This window comes from Streptomyces sp. QH1-20, assembly GCF_041283565.1.
Classification (GTDB): domain Bacteria; phylum Actinomycetota; class Actinomycetes; order Streptomycetales; family Streptomycetaceae; genus Streptomyces; species Streptomyces syringius.
Genome location: NZ_CP166299.1, coordinates 216,038 through 235,020, shown reverse-complemented (window position 1 = coordinate 235,020; position 18,983 = coordinate 216,038). Strand labels below are relative to the sequence as shown.

Annotated in this window: 20 protein-coding genes and 2 pseudogenes; 10 read left to right on the top strand and 12 right to left on the bottom strand. The window is 68.2% G+C overall.

The features are described from left to right. Positions 1-197 precede the first annotated feature (197 nt). Positions 198-1,205 (top strand): hypothetical protein, encoded by a 1,008-nt coding sequence (locus tag AB8O64_RS01185; RefSeq protein ID WP_370417324.1) that lies wholly within the window; start codon positions 198-200, stop codon positions 1,203-1,205. A 275-nt stretch (positions 1,206-1,480) separates the two neighbouring features. On the opposite strand, the gene AB8O64_RS01180 is transcribed toward AB8O64_RS01185, so the two are convergent. From AB8O64_RS01180 to AB8O64_RS01130, 11 genes are all read right to left on the bottom strand, one after another. After that, complete coding sequence (locus AB8O64_RS01180; protein WP_370417322.1) at positions 1,481-1,741, bottom strand: hypothetical protein; 261 nt, start codon at positions 1,739-1,741, stop codon at positions 1,481-1,483. Between the two features lie 455 nt (positions 1,742-2,196). Continuing rightward, positions 2,197-2,793 carry a hypothetical protein gene (locus AB8O64_RS01175; RefSeq protein WP_370417320.1) on the bottom strand — a complete coding sequence of 199 codons (597 nt, stop codon included), beginning with the start codon at positions 2,791-2,793 and terminating at the stop codon, positions 2,197-2,199. Beyond that, positions 2,790-2,999 carry a hypothetical protein gene (locus AB8O64_RS01170; RefSeq protein WP_370417319.1) on the bottom strand — a complete coding sequence of 70 codons (210 nt, stop codon included), beginning with the start codon at positions 2,997-2,999 and terminating at the stop codon, positions 2,790-2,792. The genes AB8O64_RS01175 and AB8O64_RS01170 overlap by 4 nt, the downstream gene beginning before the upstream one ends. Further along, positions 2,999-3,463, bottom strand: coding sequence for a LuxR C-terminal-related transcriptional regulator (locus AB8O64_RS01165; RefSeq protein WP_370417317.1), 465 nt, complete (start codon positions 3,461-3,463; stop codon positions 2,999-3,001). Before AB8O64_RS01165 ends, AB8O64_RS01170 begins: the two co-directional genes overlap by 1 nt. A 251-nt stretch (positions 3,464-3,714) precedes the next feature. Continuing rightward, positions 3,715-4,314 carry a class I SAM-dependent methyltransferase gene (locus AB8O64_RS01160; RefSeq protein ID WP_370417316.1) on the bottom strand — a complete coding sequence of 200 codons (600 nt, stop codon included), beginning with the start codon at positions 4,312-4,314 and terminating at the stop codon, positions 3,715-3,717. Positions 4,315-4,328: 14 nt separating this feature from the next. Further along, positions 4,329-5,069, bottom strand: a complete 741-nt coding sequence (locus AB8O64_RS01155; protein WP_370417314.1) for an NUDIX domain-containing protein — start codon at positions 5,067-5,069, stop codon at positions 4,329-4,331. Continuing rightward, entirely contained in the window at positions 5,069-5,428 is a 360-nt protein-coding gene (locus AB8O64_RS01150; protein WP_370417313.1) for a hypothetical protein, read from the bottom strand. The genes AB8O64_RS01155 and AB8O64_RS01150 overlap by 1 nt, the downstream gene beginning before the upstream one ends. Before the next feature lie 48 nt (positions 5,429-5,476). Then, positions 5,477-6,511 (bottom strand): endonuclease/exonuclease/phosphatase family protein, encoded by a 1,035-nt coding sequence (locus AB8O64_RS01145; RefSeq protein ID WP_370417311.1) that lies wholly within the window; start codon positions 6,509-6,511, stop codon positions 5,477-5,479. Further along, positions 6,508-7,092 carry a hypothetical protein gene (locus AB8O64_RS01140; RefSeq protein ID WP_370417310.1) on the bottom strand — a complete coding sequence of 195 codons (585 nt, stop codon included), beginning with the start codon at positions 7,090-7,092 and terminating at the stop codon, positions 6,508-6,510. Before AB8O64_RS01140 ends, AB8O64_RS01145 begins: the two co-directional genes overlap by 4 nt. Before the next feature lie 109 nt (positions 7,093-7,201). Beyond that, positions 7,202-7,777, bottom strand: a complete 576-nt coding sequence (locus AB8O64_RS01135) for a DUF6624 domain-containing protein (RefSeq protein WP_370417309.1) — start codon at positions 7,775-7,777, stop codon at positions 7,202-7,204. 361 nt (positions 7,778-8,138) lie between these two features. Further along, on the bottom strand, positions 8,139-8,636 hold the full coding sequence (locus tag AB8O64_RS01130; protein WP_370417307.1) for an ATP-binding protein: 498 nt from the start codon (positions 8,634-8,636) through the stop codon (positions 8,139-8,141). A gap of 146 nt (positions 8,637-8,782) precedes the next feature. Here AB8O64_RS01130 and AB8O64_RS01125 point away from each other — a divergent pair, with 146 nt between their 5' ends. The 4 genes and pseudogenes from AB8O64_RS01125 to AB8O64_RS01110 all read left to right on the top strand — a co-directional run. Further along, positions 8,783-9,130: a hypothetical protein gene (locus AB8O64_RS01125; RefSeq protein ID WP_370417305.1), complete on the top strand. Its 348-nt coding sequence runs from the start codon at positions 8,783-8,785 to the stop codon at positions 9,128-9,130. 347 nt (positions 9,131-9,477) lie between these two features. Further along, positions 9,478-10,893, top strand: a complete 1,416-nt coding sequence (locus AB8O64_RS01120) for a helix-turn-helix domain-containing protein (RefSeq protein WP_370417303.1) — start codon at positions 9,478-9,480, stop codon at positions 10,891-10,893. Positions 10,894-10,925: 32 nt separating this feature from the next. Further along, positions 10,926-11,831, top strand: coding sequence for a phosphotransferase family protein (locus AB8O64_RS01115; protein ID WP_370417301.1), 906 nt, complete (start codon positions 10,926-10,928; stop codon positions 11,829-11,831). 330 nt (positions 11,832-12,161) lie between these two features. Continuing rightward, positions 12,162-12,281 (top strand): annotated as a pseudogene (locus AB8O64_RS01110) (ATP-binding protein); the annotation flags it as partial. A gap of 22 nt (positions 12,282-12,303) precedes the next feature. Here the strand turns inward: AB8O64_RS01110 and AB8O64_RS01105 are convergent. Next, a complete protein-coding gene (locus tag AB8O64_RS01105; protein WP_370417299.1) occupies positions 12,304-12,942 on the bottom strand; it encodes an SMI1/KNR4 family protein in 639 nt (212 codons plus the stop codon). Positions 12,943-13,167: 225 nt separating this feature from the next. On the opposite strand from AB8O64_RS01105, the gene AB8O64_RS01100 reads away from it, so the two are divergent. The 5 genes and pseudogenes from AB8O64_RS01100 to AB8O64_RS01080 all read left to right on the top strand — a co-directional run bounded on the left by AB8O64_RS01100 (position 13,168) and on the right by AB8O64_RS01080 (position 18,964). Beyond that, the gene (locus tag AB8O64_RS01100; protein ID WP_370423762.1) at positions 13,168-14,754 is read left to right on the top strand and encodes an ISL3 family transposase; all 1,587 of its coding nucleotides are present in this window, start codon (positions 13,168-13,170) and stop codon (positions 14,752-14,754) included. Positions 14,755-15,187: 433 nt separating this feature from the next. Beyond that, positions 15,188-16,225, top strand: a complete 1,038-nt coding sequence (locus tag AB8O64_RS01095) for a hypothetical protein (RefSeq protein ID WP_370417297.1) — start codon at positions 15,188-15,190, stop codon at positions 16,223-16,225. Between the two features lie 465 nt (positions 16,226-16,690). Continuing rightward, positions 16,691-17,141: pseudogene (locus AB8O64_RS01090) on the top strand (transposase); the annotation flags it as partial. 418 nt (positions 17,142-17,559) lie between these two features. Then, the gene (locus AB8O64_RS01085) at positions 17,560-18,435 is read left to right on the top strand and encodes a hypothetical protein (protein WP_370417295.1); all 876 of its coding nucleotides are present in this window, start codon (positions 17,560-17,562) and stop codon (positions 18,433-18,435) included. A gap of 397 nt (positions 18,436-18,832) precedes the next feature. Next, positions 18,833-18,964, top strand: a complete 132-nt coding sequence (locus AB8O64_RS01080; RefSeq protein ID WP_370417293.1) for a hypothetical protein — start codon at positions 18,833-18,835, stop codon at positions 18,962-18,964. Positions 18,965-18,983 lie beyond the last annotated feature (19 nt).

The following is an 18,983-nucleotide window of genomic DNA, read 5'->3' as shown; positions in this document are numbered from 1 at the left end:
GGCGGTATGGGCTCCACAGGGCCCACCGTGTGATGCAGATCGCCAGCCTCCCGGAGCGGCCGCCAACCGGCCGCTCGGTATCGGCGTGCCGGGGCAACTGGGGTGCGTGGTCCCTCTCCCTCTGGCACCCGTTCCATGATCCACTAGTGCCGTGTTGTGCCCGGTGTGGGCGCACTTGATGTCATAAAGGGGGGCCTATGCAGTACGTGTTGACGCAGGCTGTGCGTGTGAGCGCTGGCCTGGCGTACGCCGCTGGCGCTGCGGGGTTTATCTGGGCTCTGGGGATCGATTATCAGCCGGCTCCGCATACCGGTGTCCTCATATGTGTGTGGGCGGCGGCCGGCTTCGCGGTCGTCCGGGCGGTCCTGTTGTGGGTCCGGCGCATGCATGGCAGACGCCCGCCCCGGCCGGCACCCGCTGGTGTGTCCCTGGAGAAGGGTTCGTGTGCGGTCCGCCGTCAGGGGTGGGACCTGTTCGATGCCGTGCCGGACGGGTCGGAGGGGTGGGCCAAGGTCCGGCGGCTGGCCGTGAACTTCCTGATCCTCGCGGCATCCATGACCGCTGTCACCCTGCCCTCCTTGCCGGAGCGCGACAGTGTGACGGCCACCCTTCAGCGCGCGGGTGCCGAGGTCGCGAACGCCAGCGTAGTGGAGCAGCCTCGGGTCATCCGCAAGAGGTATGACGATGATGACCGTGATCTCGTCGTGGGGTATGTGGTTGAGATGGTGGTGTCGGTTCCTCATGGTCCCGCACGTCTTTCCCTTGCCCGGGTTGAGAGGAGCGAGCTGCCGCGCGTGGGTGAGCGTATGTCGGTGCTGTGGTCGCGGGGGGACCCCTCGCTGGGCGGCATTACCGGTACCGCTTCCGAGCTGCACCGGCTGGCGGACACCCAGTGGAAGGTGAATCTGATGGGTGGAAACGTCTGGGCAGGCGTTGCCCTGGTTTTCGGGCTGTGCATGCTTCCCTGGGTCTTCCTGTTCGCGCTGGGCCTGGAAGGCGACACTCTCCAGGAGCTTGCCTGGTCGCCAGGCGCCCAGTGGGTGCACGCCCTCATCATCCTGTGCGCAGCCTATGGCTACACACCAGCGCTCACCGGACACTCGGCCCACGGTCTGCAGGCGCTCTTCCAGGCCGGCGGGTGGCTCCTCCTCGCCGGCATGCTCTTCTCACCCGCCTACCAACTGGTCAAAGAGAACCGGTCCTGAACCACTCAGCCCACTCACGACCGCGGCCTTCCGCGTTCTCCCTCAGTCTGTGTGGCGGAGAAAAGGATCAGGCGAAGAACATATTCGCCTTGGGCTGAACGGCGAGAACGCTGATCAATTCCGCTTCGTGTTCGCCTGACCCTATTCGACAAGGCTCCTGCTGTGCGTGGTTTGTCCCGTCGGCCCGCACCAGTGTCCGGGCGACATCACCGACGCCCTGCCTCCGTGCACTCCTGATGCACCGCGATCACCCCGTTCGCTCAGGCACCGGCTAGCTAGTCCACTCGGACGACTCGCCACTCGCCGCTCCGCTCGGCCACCAGGAACTGCGTGAAGCCCAAGGGATTGACGGGCAGGTTGACGGGGATCAGCGGGTCCTTCTTCCTAGGGGTGACGTGCTTCTCGGTCAGCTCTTCCTCAGCTATGGAATCGCGTTGCTCGCCGGTGAGGGGGCGGGCCAGGGAGGTGACGGCTGAGGGGCAGTCGGCCGCGCCATGGCGGTTGGCCAAGGAGGTGGCGGCGGGTCTGGTCAGCACCGCACACGCCGCCGAACCGTCCCCTCGTCCGAGCGCGTGCAACAGGTCGGTGGCGGTCCGCGCGACCGCGTCCTGCCTAGCGTGGTCCTGGCGTCCGGAGGGGACCACTACACAGGCATAAGTGAGCCCTAGGATGAGTGTCACTGCGGCCACGGGCAGGTAAGTCGTCGCGGGGATTCTCATAGCCGGGAGCCTATGGCGCCCTCGCCGGGACCGGGAACCTCAGCCTGAAGAGCCCGTAACCCCATGAGGCCCGACCGTGCACTCCCAGGTGTCCGCGAATCGCGAACACCTTCTCGCGTCGGACGCCGCGGTGCCCTGAGCGAGGGGACCGTCGTCTACCAGGCCTCGTCGAGCCACCGTGCGCGAGCGCACAGACCCCCGGCAAGAGCACGGTCCGGCACCCGCACCTTCCCCCTTTCCGACCCCCCCTTCCCGGCGTCGATGGCGGATCTTCACATGCTCGCCGCCTGTATGAAATCGCCGTCCGGGGATTGAAATTGATACAGGCGGGAAAGCGTTCTGGGGTAGGACTTGAATACCGAATCCGGATACGAAGGCGCTCCGTCGAGGAAGTTGTCCAGCAGATCCTCCCGAGCGAATTCATAGATGGTTGGATCGTGTGGATCCTCCAAGTTGATGGCCAGGTAGGATCGATCGTTTTCCGTCCAGGATCCGATGGGGTAGAGCTTCGCGTATTCCATGAAGAGCGAGTGATCTTCTCCGGCCATGTCGCCCAAGGCGAACGTGTACCAGACCTTGTGTACGAGATCGAACCTGGCGCAGTCCTCATCGTATTCAATGAAGCGAGCAGGCATCGACGTGCGCATACCTGCAAGTGCCCTCCGAAGCTCTCGCAGCCATCCTGGAAGCGTCACGCCATCCCTGACTTCAATTCCATCGAGATAGCCCTCTGTTTCCTGGTAGAAGGTCAGGCCGGGGAAGTTGTCGATGAAGGAAACGAGGTCTTTCTTGGCCTCTCTGTTGAGTCCGGAAGCCGCCACCCAGGCCAGGGCTTCCGAGTCCGTTCCGAGTATTACCCCTTCGGTCATGCTGCGCCCTTCCTGGGGAAGCCGACGTTGCTGGGCCTGGCCACCGTGTTGGCTCGCGCACAGTGGAACGTGGCGTAGATGCCCGGGGCGGTCGTGGTCTGGGGCGGCATGAAGGGGAGCAGCAGCGCGGGCCGGGTGGTCAGCAGAGCGCGAAGGGCCGCGGCAAGGAGCGGTGCGGCCGCGCCGGTGGTGTCCAACAGGCGCATCACCGTGCGGTCACCTCCGCGCCAAGGACCCGGTAGGCGCGGCCGAGCTTCACCAGGTGGCTTTCGCTGCGCGCGCCGGCCCGCTTCATCAAGTCCCGGATCCTGCCTCGCGTGGTGTGCTCGGAGAGGTTGAGGCGCTGCCCGATCTCCTTCGCCGTTGTGGTCGCGACCAGGTGCCACAGTCGCAGGTCCTCTTCGGAGAAGTCGGCCGGAGCGTCAGCGGCTTCGGTCCGGGCCAGTTGCCCGTTCAGATACGCCGTGTGTACTTGAGCTGCCCGGCCGGAAACCAGGAGTTTGCCCCTGATGCTGGTCAGGTGCCCGACGTAGGTGCCCTTCCCCATGGACAGCCTCTCGGCTCTTTTCTCGTTCGTGAGCCCGTCCGCAACAGCCTCAAGGACGCGGACCTCTGTGGCGGTCAGCCGGGTAAAGTCCTTCACCCGGCGGTATCCGCTGATACCTGACATGACATCTTTCTTTCTCATGAGAAAACCGTGTGGCCTGGACGGGCCAGGCGGGAGCAAACCAGCGCGGCCCCGCGCGCTTTGAGACTTCAGCTGGCCCTCCAGCCCGGCAGCCGTCAGGCCTTCAGAGACTCGCGCGAGAAGTGAGCCTCGGTCAGCTCGTCGTCGACTGTGCAGATTCGAAGTGCGCGGCGGGGTCGGCTCTGACCGCCGACGGAGTGGATCCCGCTGTCGCCGTGATGTGCGCGAAGCGTCTACGCCCCTGTTCGAAGCGGGCCAGGGCCGGGAGCGCCGTCCTTACGGAGCACGATGGCGGCGGTACGACCCACGCAGCTCGGTTCACAGCGCGCCACGGAATCCCAGCCCTGGCCCAGGCCGTCGATCTCCGCCCTCGTCAGCCCCGCAGGCCACCATCGCTCAGGCACTTTCTCTCGCACGCTCGTCAGCACGTACATCGCTCCCCCTGGCCTCAGCCAGCCGTGCACCCGGTCGATGAACGCCTCCCGGTCGATGAGGTAGGCCAGCGAGTGGCGGCACACCACCAGGTCGACCGACGACGGCTCCAGCCCCGGCGGACTCCCTGCCTCCAGGTCATGCTCCAGATACCGCAACCGCCGCTCTCCCGTGGCCGTGCGCGCACGGATCAGCGCCTGACGTGACCAGTCGAGACCGGTCACGTCGTACCCCAGCTGCCACAGCTGACGGCTGAAGATGCCCAGCCCGCACCCGGCGTCGACCGCCACCTGCCCCCGAACCGGCCGCACCAACCGACGGAACTCGATCATCTCCGCGTTGCTGATCATCCGCAGACCAGTCCCCTCGCCCTCGGCATACGCCCGGTCCCAGTCAGCCATGCTGCGCACCCTGTTCACCGCTGCTCCGCCTCGGCACAGGTGAGCAGGGGCGCCGGGCGGGAGACGACCGGACCCGTCCCGTCCGCCATGACCGGTCGCGGGGGAGGGGCCGTCCAGGAACGATCCGCGCCAGGCCGGGCAGGCGGCCGCAGGGCCTGGTCCGGCATACCGTCCGGCTCGTCCTCAACGGGCGGTTGCTGCCGGGCTTCGGCGTAGCCTTCCGGCAAGCCGTTGGTGAGCTCAATGAAGGTGCCGGTGGCTTCCGCTTCGAGCGCGGCGCGGATCTGGAGCGCCAGGAGCGGGGAGCATTGACTGCCGATACTTGCTGGCCCGGCCTGGGGCTCCTTGAGGAGACGCACGTGGGCGTCGAGGACGCGCACCTCGATGGCCTCGTCGATCATGAGCCACCGGTAGGCCCAGATCTCAGGACTCCGGCCATCCGGCTCCGGCAACACGATCTTGATGTCCTGGGGGACAGGCCGGACCGCGTAGACGAACTCGGTGGTCGGCTCCTCCTCGCCCACGTACCGGTGTTCAAGGACGAGAAGCCCGCGCGGTTTCAGCGTGAGGCCGGTCAGCCTGCGCACCTCGTACTCCACAGCGTCCCGCGGCGTTTCCCTGGGGCGCACGTAGCCGCCAGGCAGCCAGTACCGGTCACGCTCGGTATGGCAGACGGTGAGCACCCGGCCGCTGCCGTCGCGGATCAGGGCAGACGCACGGCGCCGCGGGCCGCGCGCGTCGTAGTCCCTCTGCATCAGCAGTGCCCCTCCCGGGCGGCTCCGGACCGGTTCACCAGGGCGTCCCGACGGTCGCCGCGCGGCAGGTAGGCGGCGAACCCGGTGTCCAGAGTGGTCAGCGGCACACCGAAGACGTCGTTCATGCGGCGCACTGGCTCATCGCACCCGCCGCCGATGAGGGCGCGTTCGAGGACGCTGGCGCAGACGCCCGCCTTCAGACCGGTGCACTCACTCAATACCCGCTCGGCCGGGGCATCGACCGGGATGACTTGGGTGGCGACGCCGGCGTGCTGGGCGGTGATGGCGGCCTGTACGTGTTCGGCCTGGGTGAGCGCGAGCGGCGAGGAACGTGCACTGATACGCAGCGGGCGGGGCATGGCGGGCCTCCAGGACGGGGATGGGGTGGGCAGGGGGCAGGGCTGAGATCAGGCAGCGGGCGGGGCCAGCTCGAGAACGACGGGCAGGTGATCGGACAGGAGTCGTGTCTCCTCGGTGTCGTGCACGGCCGCGCCGGTGACCTGGTCGGCGGCATGCCGGTTGGGCAGGATGAAGTCCGAGCGGTGGTCCACCAGGTCGGTCTTGCTCCAGTAGCCGGCCGTGCGGGCCGGGCCCAGGCCGAGCAGGTCGAACGGGTCACGGAACCCGGCACGGGCCAGCAGCTGGATCGCCCGCCGGTCGGTGTCGCCGAACGCCCCGCTCGCGGTCAGGTGGCGGTGGCGCGAGTGCAGGTGGGACGGAATCCGGTTCCAGTCCGGTTCGGGGTCGTGCTCACCGATGCTGTTCAGGTCACCGAGCAGCACCACCCGCTGCGGCTCGCCCTTGTAGGTGTTGCCGTACCCGGTCAGCCACCGCGCCTCGGCGTAGCGTTCGGCCCCGCCGAGGAAGGAGAGGTGCGTGAACAGGACGGTGAGCAGCGGTTGGTCCCGGACGTAGAGCCGGGCCCGGCCCAGCCCGTGATGGAACGCCCCGCGCGCCACGTTGTTGTCGTAGTCGTCAATCCGCACGCTGCCCGGCCGGTAGAGCAGGGCGAGATCGTTACCGCGGCCGCGCGCGGAGATCACCGGGGGCAGCGGCACCATGCCCAGCAGGTTGGCGGCCTTCCACAGCCGCCACCAGCCGCCCTCGTCCCAGCCGCGCAGCTCCTGCAGCGCGATCAGGTCGGCGTCCAGCGAGGCCAGGAACTCAATCTGCTTCCGGCGCCGCCACTCGTCTCGGTCGCAGTCGATGCCGCCGGTGAGCGTGTTGTAGGTGACCAGCCGGGCGCTGTCCGCGACCCGTTGCCGGTCACCGGCGGCCGTGAGTACACGGTGGGGAGCGGCGGTGGGGGCGCCGGTCAGCAGACAGCCGGTCAGATCGGTCCCCGCCTGATGGTCCTCCGTAGACGGATCCGGGAGGGCGATCGTCAGGTCCCGGGGGCGGAGGGGGAGCGGGGGCTGGAGGCTGGCGCGGGCAGCGGTCACCGGGTACCGCCCACGGTGAGGGGGAAGTCGAAGCTGTGACCGCGCCCGCCGGGCCGCAGGCCGATGCTCTCGTACCGTTCGTTCATGTCGGCCAGCCGCCGGTCGGCTTCCTGCTGATCCAGCCAGTACCGGGCCGGCGGATCGCCCCACGCTTCGCGGTAGCAGGCATGGGTGCAACAGCCCGTGCGGTAGGCGTGGTTCTCCCGGTTGCTCCGGTGCACCAGACTCAGCAGGTTGCTCTCGGCGAGCCGCCAGACCAGCGCCCCCTGGGCGAGGACCACGTGGACCATGGCATCCACCGGGGCCGGGACCGCCAGGTGGCTGGCCTCGTCGTCGATGGTGAGGACCAGGACACTCGCCCGCAGTGCCACCGCGCGCAGGGCTTCGGTGAACAACGGCCCGCAGTCCCGGGCGGCGTCCCACCGGCTGATGAGCGGGAAGCCCGCAAACGACACCTCCGTGGAGGCCAGCGCCGCAACCCTCAGGCGCTCGTACTCGCCGTCGGCCTCGATCCCTTTCAGGACCTGCTGGGCCCCCTCAGCGACCTCCCGGACATCGGGCAGGACCGTTTTGCGGGACATAGGGAACACCACTTCCATGTGATCGTGAGATGGGCTCGCCCAGCGGCCAAGGCCAGCGAGGCGGGGAATGTGGAGACCGTGGACCCGGTGGTCAGCTGGCCACGGCGGGTTAGAGGGTGACGCTCACGTACCCGGCCTGCACCGGGCCGCGCGTCAGGGCCATCAGGCGCAGGTCCGCCGGCCGCGCCGCATCCCCCTTCGGTAGCCCCACCCGGTGCCGGCGCAGCCCCAACAGGCACGGGGCACCGACCGGGTGCCGGCTGGCCGTGCCGTCGGAGCCCAGCACGTACTGCGTGCCGTACAACTGCGGCTCGTTGTCGTGCATCAGCAGCCGGTCAGTGAGGTAGGCCAGATGCCGGGCCGGTGCCGCGCCCCGGCCGACGGCCTCCTGCAGGAGCCGGTGGGCGTCCCGCTGGAAGAGCGTCTGCCGGTCGCAGAGCAAGGTCACCCACCACGCCGCCTCCGCCCCGACCTCACCCACCAGACCCGGCCCCGGCCACCCGTGCGCATCCAAGATCGGTGCCAGCTCCCTCGCAGCGCGCTGCTCCCACCGCACTATCTCCAGCAGCTCCGGACGCGTGGGCACGAGGTCACGGGTCATCCGGGCGGTGATCCCTCCGCGGTGCAGACGGCACAGGGTGAACAGGAGATCCAGACGGACCTGGGGGCGGGTGGCGAGCTTCATGCGGGTGTCCTTCGGCAGGGCAGAACCGGAAGATCAGACAGAGAAGCGCCGACCAGTGCGGGCCCGGCTGCGACGGTGAGAGGCTCCCTGGCGGCGGGCTTCGGGGGCGGCCGCCGCCAGGGGCCAGATCACGGCCTGCTGCTCATAGCAGGAGAGGGGTAAGACGAGCCGGGCACCCACCCGCTGGGCAGGCGCCCAGCAGCAGGAGAACGGCACCCCGGCGCCGCCTCACCGGACCACCGGGGGAGAGCGAGGTTGCCGGGATCGCTAGTGGCGGTGTCATCGGCATCAGCGGGACGCACTTCACCTGCCGGGCCTCCGTAACGTCCGGGGCGTCCGCTGGCCGGGCGACGGGCGGCGGTCACCGTGTGGCCTCCTGATGTGCGGGGCGCACGTAGGCCCAGGTGGACAGGTGGCCGTCGGGCAGGGTGCGCCAGCCCCAACGGCCCAGGCTCTCCACCAGATCCAGCCCGCGGCCGTGCTCGGCATCCTCGTCGATCTGCCGCCGGGCGGTGGGTCTTCCCGCCCCACCGGAGTCTTCGACCTCGATCAGGATCGCGCCGCCGCCCTCGGCGATACACAACCCGATCTCCGAACCCCGGCTGGCATCGTCGGTCCCGCTGTGGCGGAAGGCGTTGGTCAGCAGCTCAGCCGCGAACAACTCCGCGCAGAACGCCTCCTCGCCGGCTACGCCCCACTGGAGCAGCAGCTCCTTGACCAGACGGCGGGCATCACTCACCGCTTCCTTTCGTCGCGCCACGGCCATGGCTTCCATGTGCGCCGCGCGCAGGCGGGGCCGTTTCCTCAGCGCGGGCACGGTCCGGAGCGGGGCGGCACACGGGGAAGTCGCGACGCTCATGACGCACCACCGGCTGCGCTTCCGAGGACCAAGCCGGTAGGGGCGCTGTCGTGCGGGCTGCCCAGGGCCCGGTAGCAGCGCCGGGCGCCGTGTCCTGCCGGTACCGCACCGAGTCCCGACCGTGCTTCAGCTCCTGCGTCCTGCCCATGCACGGTAACGAACTCCGCAGGGCCGGATGCAGGGGTACCGCCGTCACCCGACTCCAGCACGCCGCGACCCTCGCCCCCGGCCGCAACACCAGTGCCGCCATCCGGTCGCTGCTCAACCGCGAGGCAGGCATAGTTGGCAGTGACTGCTTCTTCGACGCGGTCGTTGACGAATACCGACAGCTGCTCGCCGACGACCCGTCCGGCGCCGGGGGGCTCCTTGCCCGGGCGGCAGCGGGGGCGGTGGTCCAACGACTGCAGCGCATCATCCGCACCGCGGGACAGTCGCTGCCCAACCTCATGACGGTGGCGACGGGGCACCGGCTTCGCAATGAGATGGCCGCGTAACGGGAAAGCCGAACGCGGGCACGCGATGCCACTGCCGGTCTCGGTTCTTGCCTCATTCGCAGATGTGCGCACAGACCTCTCCCTTCCCTCCGTAAGGCAGAGCGATGAATCCGGACCTCCGGCGCCGCACTCGCTGTGCTGCAAAGAGCCGGCCCAGGAGACGCAGAATGGTCATGACCACGCGCCGCAACAACCTGCAAAATGTGCCAGGTTGCCAGCAACCGTCAGAAAATGAGGTCGGGAGGCGAGGCGAACAGTGAGAAGTTCACTGTTTCCCGTCACGTGATGCAGGGCCCAGTTCCTATGATCGTGCAAGCACCCACGCACGAGCTGGGGAGGGTGAACAGGTGGTGGATCCCACGCACTCACGCGCCTGCGCCACGCGCCTGCGTGAACGCGCGCAGCAGGAAGACTGGCCGACTGAACAAACGGCCACGGCGATTCACCAGTGCTGCGGGGTCAGCAGGCTTCGCGCACACCGCCTCGCGCACGGGTGGACCCTGCGTGCGGCGGTAGAGCGGTTGCTGAACCTTTGTGCGGAAGAAGGCCTCACCGCGCCGAAGATCGATGCCGACCAACTGGGGCACTGGGAGAGCAACACGCACACGCCGCGAGCGACGACGGTCGACCGCTTATGCCGGCTGTACCGCACCGACGCGCACAGCTTGGGACTGGCAGGCGCCGCCGACTACCGCCCGCACCAGGGCGCCCCGACCACAGGCCCTGCACCGGCCGTCACCCCCTCTCGCCACCTGGTGGCGAAGCGTTCCGCCGTACCGCTTGCGCCTGCCCCGGAGCACGACGTCGATCTGCAGATCGAGCAGCTCCGACGTTCCGTGGACCGCACGCTGGCCACGGGCAGTGTTAGCTCCGGGCAGCTGGACCTGATCGAAGAACGACTGCTGTGGTCGCGCCAGCGGTACCTGTACGCCCCGCCCACCGACATACTCAAGGAACTCATCGAGGAGCTGTCCGACGTCCAGGCCCTCGCCGCTGAGCGACAGCCGGCCAGCGTGCAAACCCGCTTGTCGGAAATGACGGCCGTCCTCGCGACCCTGATCGCGGACGCGCTCATGAAACTCGGCAACCTGCGCAGGTCACACGCCTGGTACAACACCGCCCGCACGGCAGCAGACGACAGCGGCAACCTCGAACTCCGCGCCCGCGTCCGGGCCCAAGCCGCCATGCTGCCCTACTACTACGGCCCCATCGAAGCCGCCGTATCACTGACCAGAGAAGCCCGCCTGATGACGCGTGCCCGCCCGACAGCAACCGCCGCCTTCGCAGCCGCAGCCGAAGCCCGCGCACTCGCCCAACTCGGCGACGCAGCATCGGCCGAGCACGCCATCCACAGCGCCCAACACGCCTTCGAACAATGCGACCCCGGCGCGGACAACGACGCCTTCGCCTTCCCCGCCCGGCGCCTGCTGCTCTACCTCTCCGGCGCCTACACCGCCCTCGGCCACAGCATCCAGGCACGCCGAGTCCAAGAGGAAGCCCTCACCCTCTACCCGGCGCGCACGGGCATCGACCCGGCGCTGCTCCACCTGGAGGCCGCGATCTGCCTAGCCCACGAGCGCAGCCCGGGGAAAGCCTGTCAGCTGGCCTGTGACACGTACCTCCAGGTGCCGGCAGGGCACCGCACCACCATCCTCGGGGCCCGAGCGCAGCAGGTCATCGACGTGCTGCCCACCTCCGCACGATCTGCCCGAGCTGTGCGGGAACTGAGCGACGTCCTCGCTCTGCCCGGGGGACCGATGTGACAGCCGGGCTGAGCGTCGGCCAGCCTTGGCCCATGACTGCACCAGCAACGGTCCATGGCGGGTTCGAAACGCAGGAGATGAACGAGGTTCTGCGCCGCGCTTGCGCGGCTGCGGGGCTCGACAGCACAGACGCGAAGATCCTGCGCGGTCACACAAACGCCGTCGTCCTCCTCGCGCATGACCCAGTCGTCGTGAAGATCGCCCGCCGGGGCTCCAGCCAGGCCAGCGTCCAGCGCACCGTCCGCTTCGTATCCTGGCTGATGGAGCTCGGCTTCCCCACCGTCCCCCTTCACCCCGTGCCGCAGCAGCCAACGGTGATCGACGGCCACCCGGTCACGTTCTGGACCTACCTGCCCCAGCCGCAGCACCCGGTAGCCGCCGAACTGATCGCCCCGCCGCTCCGCGCCCTCCACCAGCTTCCCGAACCCCCAGAACCGCTGCGGGAACTCGACAACGCCGCCGCCATCAAGGCCTCCATCAACGCCACGACCTCCCTGCCGGCAGCTACCTTGGACTTCCTCACCCGGCGGCTGGCCACTCTCGAAGCCCGCCTGGCCGACGTGGCCTTCGCCCTGCCGCGAGCCGTCGTCCAAGGCGACCCTCAACACCGCAACGCCCTGCACCACGAGGGGCGGGCAGTCCTGTGCGACTGGGACACAGTGGCCCAGGGGCAACCGGAATGGGACCTGGTCACCATCGAGATCCACTGCCGCCGGTTCGGGTATGGACAAGAGCACTACGACGCCTTCGCGGACAGCTACGGATTCGACGTGACGACCTGGGAGGGCTACCCCACCCTGCGCGACCTCCGGGAGCTCCGAATGATCACCACCAACGCCCGGAAGGCCGCCCAGGCCCCGGGAACCCTGGCAGAAGTCGAACGCCGCATCACAGGGCTCCAGCGCGAGGACGCGGACCTGCGCTGGAAGATCTTGTGACAGGGGTACTGATCACGTCGTGCCGCCGATGCCGCCACCACCGTTCCTTCTCGGGCAGGGCTGTGGCCAGGCACGCAGCTGACCACAGCAAGCTTCCTTCCGCTCCCCCGAACGTGAGGCCAGGTGCTGCGGGCCGGACATGCAGCCGTGCCGATGGCGGCAGGATGGGCGGAGACTCGATCCACGCTGACGTTGTCGCCGTTTCGTCAGCCGGTGAGGACACCGCCGGAGGAGGGCACGGGGGTGACCTTGTCGGGGGCCGGGGCCACCGCCGCCACGGGCTTGCCGAAGTCCGCGAGGTTCATCGTCACGGTGACACTGACCGGGCCCCTCGCCACTGCCATCCTCGACCGGCTCCTGCACCACTGCGACGTCGTCTCCATCAACGGTCCGAGCTACTGGCTGAAGAACCGGTTCGCCGCCATCGAACGTGACACCAACGTCGCTTGAAACAATCACCCAGCCCGGGAACTCAGGCCGCCGCCCACGACTCAGCACGCCAGCCAGGCAGTTCCTTGTCCAGCCATTCCTCGACGGTCCGCCGCCAAGGGTCGGTGGAGTCACTGTCGACGACATCGGCCCAGGTGTCTTCAGCGAGGTCCGGATCGACGACAAGGCTGTCGAGGTAGGTGTCGAAGTCGTGAGCGACTTTGGTGAAGGCCCCCTTCGACAGGTACCCCGGGTGAGGGATGCCATGAACGAAGGCATGGAGCTGGCCATGGGTCGCCGGGTTCAGGTCCAGGAACAGGGTGTCGCTGCCGCCGTTGCGGGCGATCGGAAGAAGGCCGGCCAGTGAGACCTCATGGGCGAGCAAGCCATCACGGCTGCGGCGGTACTCGCCGAGCAGGGTGCCCCAGCCGTATTCTCCATCGTCGTCACGGCCGAGCTGATAGAGGTCGTCGAAACTCTGGAACGGCTCCGGGTCGCAAGCCGGCAATCGGACCGAGTATGTGAGGCTCTCCCCTCCCGCCGCCTCAAGGAACGAGCGATAGGAAGACGGCAGTGGCAGCCCGATCTCCCGTTCGAGACCTTCAACTTCACCGACCTCGAACGGCCTGAACGGCCCCACGACCAGGCGGCCTCGATACCAGCGCGACAACTCCTCAGACACGGCCAGATTGTCGCACTCCGTCGCATCCCGAAATCCTCCAAGCCCCCGCGTTACTGAACGTCGAGCTGAGCACATTCATCCGTACCTGCCTGAGCACTCCGACGGCTCTGGCAAGATTTTCGTAGCCGGAGATCATGTCGGTGACCCGGTCGGCCGGTCCGAATCCCGGGCAGCCTATGCCTGTGCTCTGTTGAACTGGCGAGCCTGTTACCGCAGTTGACCAATGTGCTGGTGGTCTCGGTCGATGTCTCCGATGCTGTCGTTGTGGTCCGCGCCCGCACGAGATCCGGTGTATCAGCGGGATGTACCGGATGCGGCGAGCCAAGCACGTGGGTCCACAGCCGCTATGTACGGCGCCTCGCCGACATCGCTCTCGGAGGCCGGCCTCTGCGCATCGACTTGTCCGTACGCCGCCTGTACTGCGAAAACCCGACTTGCCCGAAAGTGACCTTCGCCGAGCAGGTCCCAGGGCTGACCGTGCGTTACCAGCGCCGCACACCGCAGTTGCAGCGCCTTGTGGAGGCCGTCGGTGTGATCCTGGCCGGCCGGGGCGGCGCCCGGATGCTGCGCATCCTGAACGTCACGCTCTCGCGGTGCACGGTTCTTGCTCAGCTGATGCGGGTGCCGCTTCCGCCACTGGAGACACCCCGGGTGCTGGGCGTGGACGACTTCGCGCTCTACGGCGACACCTACGGCACCCTCCTGGTCGACGCCACCACCCGGCTCCCGCTCACGCTCTGGGAGGGACGCGACGCTGAACGGCTCGGCCGCTGGCTCCGCGAGCACCCCGGTGTCGAGGTGGCTTGCCGCGACGGCTCGCTCACCTACCGGCAGGGCATCACCACTGGTGCCCCCGACGCGGTGCAGGTCAGCGACCGTTTCCATCTCTGGCAGGGCCTCTCCCGCCGGGTCCAGGACATCGCCTCCACGCACCGCTGCTGCCTGCCCGCAGCACTTCCCCCAGTCAGCGAGATCGATTCAGCCCCGATCGAGGAGACTGCCGAGGACGCCGCGGCGGACACCCGGGCCGGGCGCCATGCCCGCAGGTTGTTCGAGGCCGTGCACGCTCTGACGCGCACCGGCCGCAGCCACAGTTCCGTGGCCCGGGAGCTCGGCCTGGACCGCCGCACCGTGCGCAAGTACGCGCGAGCCCGAACCTGGCAGGAAGTGATGCGCCGCCCGCCCCGCAAGCCCTCCAGCCTGGACCCCTACCTCGACTACCTGCAACAACGCTGGGACGAGGGACAGCACAGCGCGAAGATCCTGCACGAGGAACTCCAGGCCAAGGGCTACCTCGGCCACTATCAGCGGGTGAAAATGGCCGTCGCACCCCTACGACGGGGCCTGCCCCTGGACGCGCCTCGCGAGCGACCGCCTTCCCCACGCGAAGCAGCCCGCTGGATCACCACCCACCCGGCCCGCCGCAGCCCGCACATCAACGACCGCCTGCCCCGGCTCCTCGATCACTGCCCTGAGCTCAGAACCGCCCACGACTTGGTCCGGCGGTTCGCCGGCATGCTCGAAAACCGCGACGCCCTACTCCTGCCGGGCTGGCTCGACGACCTCGCGAAGAGCGGACTGCCCCCTCTCGCCGGCCTCGCGGGAGCCCTGCGCGAAGACCGGCATGCCGTCGCTCAGGGCATCGCCACCCCCTACAACTCCGGAGTGAACGAAGGCCGCATCACCGATGTCAAGCTGCAGACACGTCTCATGGCTGGCCGCGCCGGCGTTCCACTCCTCCGCCAGCGCGTCGTCCTGATCGCCCACCTCCGCCGACAATACGCAGACCGGCCGACCGGGTCACCGACATGATCTCCGGCTACGAAAATCTTGCCAGAGCCACTCCGACGAGTACGCGGACACAGCCCCGTGATCAGTGCCTCCCCTGCTCCCTGCCGGGGCGCCTTGCGGGTGGCGCCGTCGCCCGGCGGCGGGCCCTGAGCCTCGCGTCCGGGGGCTTATCCGTGCCGGGCAGGCTGATGTGCAGGCGTTTGCCGCGATGGACGACCAGGGCTGCTTCACTGGCCACAGGTGAGGCCCGCTTTGGGGTGACGGAAGGGCATCGTCGAGCTGGTCACTGGTCTACCTGCTGAGCTCGAGCCCACGGCTTGCCGGGCATGGGCTCGGATCGATCTGGTCCGGGCGTGAACGCCCGTGCGATTAGTCTGGTTATCCAGTGTGATCAGGGACTGACGGAGGCAGCGTGCGCGCTCTGAGGCAGGCAGCGGCTATTGCGGGGACGGGTGTGATCCTCGTGCTCGCCACAGCATGCGGTGGGGGTGAATCTGTCGGTGCGAAGGCCTCGGCGAAGGGGGCGCAGGAGTCGGCCGCTTCCAAGTCGAAGGCCACGAACATCGCTTTGCGGACCACCACGCCCCAGAAGGCCACGTGGACCGACCGTGAGGAGAAGCCGCACCAGCTTCGGGTTGCCCCGAAGAGCCTGATGCGCGGTTCGGTATCGGACCTTGACCGTGTGCGGCTCGACGACGAGCTGAAGGGGATGACGCCTTACTACCTCACCGTCTCCTTCTCCAACACCAGCAAGGACGCGCTGAGCCAGCCGGACCTGGCAGGACAGCTTTCCGTCGTGGGGACGGACGGGATTCGAGCCAAGGGAGTCACGCTGTTCAGCAATGCCCTGGCGACCGGTTCGGGTCTGCCGAAGGAGTGCAGCCGCGGAAACCCCGGAGCACTTGCAGCGGGGGGCACAGCGGAGGTGTGCACGCTGGTCATGCTGGCCAAGGATCAGGAGCCGGCGACTGTCTCCTACTCCGACGACGGGAGCGGCACGGCCCTTTGGGAGGTGGGGGGCAGCCGGAACGGTGGGGCCGGTGACGTGCTGGCGATGGGGAAGACCGCTGATGCCACCGTCGATGACAATCACGGCCACATGCTCAAGATCAAGGTCACGCCGAAGACCGTGCGCGAGGGGAACCTGGAGGACCTCAAAGACTTCAAACTGAGCGGTGACAAGGACCTCGTCCCCTACTACGTGACGATCGAATACCGCAATACCGGCGCGTACGACCTCCTCCCCAGCATGCAGGATGACGTGGTGCTGGCGACTGCCGGCGGGGAACAGGTACGGCCGCTGGTAATGCTGGCCATCGGCGCCAAGGTCGAACAATGCCCGGACAGTGAACCCCACGCCATGGTGAAGCCGAACGCCACCGTGAAACAGTGCTCGATCCACATGCTGCCCAAGGGCGACCGCCCTGCCATCATCAACTACAAGGGCGACGACCCCGACGCCAAGTGGCTCACATGGCGCGCAACGAGCTGATTCGAGCACTGTTCACAAGTCCGCCACTCCATGTACTGGCTTGTTCGTTCAATCCGCGCCGGTAGCGGCTTCCCTGACGGCAGGCCGCAGCGATAGAGCTGACCTAGGCCGTCTCTTTCGGATCTTGGTTCGGAGGAGTCCGCATGCGGCCTGCCCGCACATATATTGGCGAGGTGGACGAAGCCGAAGCGAGCGGTCAGGTGTGGAGGGACGAGGTTCGCGTGCGTCCGACGGCTGAGCAGGATCGGGACGCGTTGGCACGGCTTGTCGAGGTGGACGCAGACCCTTTCGAAGTCGAGTTGTACGAGCGCGCGGCGGACCCCCAAGCGCTTTTGATCGATCGAGCTCAGAGGTCGCGGGCCGGGCAGTACGCCAGGCATGTGCAGCGGCTTCGAGAGCATCAGCAGCGCCAAGGCAGTTGAGCAGTACCCTTCGGATCATCTGATAGAAGGGGCCCCGGCAGACGAGCCGCACGATTATGCCCTCGGGCGCTCCCGTGGCGGGCTGACCACAAAGATCCACCTTGCCGCCGACAGTCGCTTGTCTGACCACAGCCCTGTTCCCAGAATGCACGGCGGAGAACGACATCGGCGCACTACGTGATCAGTGGCCTGTCACAGGATCTTCCAGTGCCAGCCCCTGGCCTTCGTGATCACACCTGGACAAGTCGGTGACGCACCCGTGTTCCCCCAGGTCATGGCCCGCTTACGGGTTCCGCGACCGGTCGGCAGGCCGAGAGTGGCACCGGACGTGGTCCTGGCCGACCAAGGCCTATTCGTCCCGCGCGATCCGCTCGCAGCTACGCCGGCACGGGATCCGGGCGGTGATCCCACAGCCCTCCGGCCAGGCTGCCCACCGCAAACGGCTCGGCAACCGTGGCGGCAGACCACCGGCCTTCGACCGCGACGCATACAAGCCAACCTCGATACCGGACCACTTAGCTGGCGCCATCCGCCGACCGGGCCGGCGTACCAATGTGGCGCTTGACTAGGCGAGCGCCTGTAGATCCCGTGGGGGGCTCGCCGAGACGCCCACGGATCACCTCCTGGATGCCCGGGCGCCGCTGCTGTGAGCCCGACGTGCGCGGCGTGCCAGTCGGCCGCACGCTGGCGCCACCCTGACCGTCGGCTCGCGCACGCCGGTGGCCGGGCACCCCGCCTGGGTAGCCTTCGAGGTCGTCCGCGGCGGATTCGCTACCGGCGAGGCAAGCGCCGGTACTCCGCTGCCCTACGAGCACGATGGCCCGCCACCAGCTGCGCCCTGCGTGTGCACATGCCCCTTCCGAGCCTGTGCTGAAATGGGGGCGATAGAATCGATATTCGATATTTGAGGGCATGTCGGTGTCGCCCTGTCATAACTTTCTTGGGGGGAAATTGCGACGTTCATTCGTCCTTGTCAGTGCCGTTGTTCTGTCGTGCGCGGCATGTTCCACGGATTCGGCGGAGAAGCCGCGTCAGCCCGCGGAGACGGCGGCCGGGCCCGCTTCCTCGCCCAGTGCGGGGGCTGATTCCGGGCAGGTGGTGCGGGCCGCCGCGACCGCAACGGCGAAGAGCAGTGCCCGGATCGACAACAAGATCGAGATACGCGCCGACGGCACGAACATGGCGCTGGCGGTAAAGGGAAGTCTCGACATACCAGGTGGCACGGGGCGCCTGACGGTGAACCTCTCAAGCCAGGGCGAGGGGAAGACGGTTTCCCTCGACGAGATCTTCACCGGCGGCACCGTGTACTTCAGGATGCCAGGGGAGAAGAACGGCGACACCGCCTGGCGCTCGGTCCCCCGTGACAAGGCCGAGTCCCACTACCTCCTGCGCTCACCAGTGAACGACCCCGAGCACGTCCTGCAGCAAGTGGAACGGATGCACAGCGTGTCGAAGGCCGGCGAGGAGAACGTGAACGGTGCGCCGGCCGTGCACTACCGCGGCAAGCTGGACCACGCGACGCTCACGCTCCGGATGGCCGAGGACCGGCGCGCCAAGTTCACCGAGGCACGGGACCGATTGGGCAGCGACCTCCCCGCCGTCGCGGATGTGTGGATCAGCCGGGACGGGCGCATCGTCCGCACGCGCCTCGACTGCCCCATGGGGACAGCCGGCATCACGGCCACGATGAACCTGACAGATCTCGGCAAGCCCGTGGAGACACCGGCCGTCCCGGAAGACGCCTCAGCGATACCGCCGAACACCGTTGGCGGACCGCTCACAGGCTAAGACACCCGACCACCCGGCATCGGTTCCCCTTCCCGTAGCAGTCCCGCGGGCTGCCTCGCCCTCCGCCAGGCACCCCGCGGAACTCGGGCGCCAGGCTGGGCGAAGGGCGCCCAAGCCCGGTGCGCGGAGGCGACGCCCGCCTCCGCGCACCCTTGCGCTGCGGCGCCACTACCCGGCCGGCACGCCAGGCCCGCGGACCAGCCCGCAGACCCCTCGCCAGGCCGCGGACTTCCGGCGGCGCCTGCTGACAGCTCTCACCAGCAGGAGGCGAACCGTCACGGCGCTGCTCGGCGCCGGTGGTGTCCCGGAGGAGTGCCAGGACCTGCTGGGGGCCACGCTCCTCTTCGCCCTCGTTCAGGCACAGTTCGGGCACGGCCCGATCTGTGAACCCCACGCCATGGTGAAGCCGAACGCCACCGTGAAACAGTGCTCGATCCACATGCTGCCCAAGGGCGACCGCCCTGCCATCATCAACTACAAGGGCGACGACCCCGACGCCAAGTGGCTCACTTGGCGCGCGACCAGCTGATCCGGGCACGGTTCTCAAG

Bases quoted from the DNA above. Each gene is read 5' to 3' on its own strand.
- AB8O64_RS01170 (WP_370417319.1), bottom strand. From the start codon at position 2,999: ATGCGCCTGTTGGACACCACCGGCGCGGCCGCACCGCTCCTTGCCGCG.
- AB8O64_RS01160 (WP_370417316.1), bottom strand. From the start codon at position 4,314: ATGGCTGACTGGGACCGGGCGTATGCCGAGGGCGAGGGGACTGGTCTG.
- AB8O64_RS01185 (WP_370417324.1), top strand. From the start codon at position 198: ATGCAGTACGTGTTGACGCAGGCTGTGCGTGTGAGCGCTGGCCTGGCG.
- AB8O64_RS01080 (WP_370417293.1), top strand. From the start codon at position 18,833: ATGGTGAAGCCGAACGCCACCGTGAAACAGTGCTCGATCCACATGCTG.
- AB8O64_RS01130 (WP_370417307.1), bottom strand. From the start codon at position 8,636: ATGAGCGTCGCGACTTCCCCGTGTGCCGCCCCGCTCCGGACCGTGCCC.
- AB8O64_RS01115 (WP_370417301.1), top strand. From the start codon at position 10,926: ATGACTGCACCAGCAACGGTCCATGGCGGGTTCGAAACGCAGGAGATG.
- AB8O64_RS01165 (WP_370417317.1), bottom strand. From the start codon at position 3,463: ATGTCAGGTATCAGCGGATACCGCCGGGTGAAGGACTTTACCCGGCTG.
- AB8O64_RS01140 (WP_370417310.1), bottom strand. From the start codon at position 7,092: ATGTCCCGCAAAACGGTCCTGCCCGATGTCCGGGAGGTCGCTGAGGGG.
- AB8O64_RS01135 (WP_370417309.1), bottom strand. From the start codon at position 7,777: ATGAAGCTCGCCACCCGCCCCCAGGTCCGTCTGGATCTCCTGTTCACC.
- AB8O64_RS01175 (WP_370417320.1), bottom strand. From the start codon at position 2,793: ATGACCGAAGGGGTAATACTCGGAACGGACTCGGAAGCCCTGGCCTGG.
- AB8O64_RS01155 (WP_370417314.1), bottom strand. From the start codon at position 5,069: ATGCAGAGGGACTACGACGCGCGCGGCCCGCGGCGCCGTGCGTCTGCC.
- AB8O64_RS01125 (WP_370417305.1), top strand. From the start codon at position 8,783: ATGCACGGTAACGAACTCCGCAGGGCCGGATGCAGGGGTACCGCCGTC.
- AB8O64_RS01150 (WP_370417313.1), bottom strand. From the start codon at position 5,428: ATGCCCCGCCCGCTGCGTATCAGTGCACGTTCCTCGCCGCTCGCGCTC.
- AB8O64_RS01085 (WP_370417295.1), top strand. From the start codon at position 17,560: ATGTCGGTGTCGCCCTGTCATAACTTTCTTGGGGGGAAATTGCGACGT.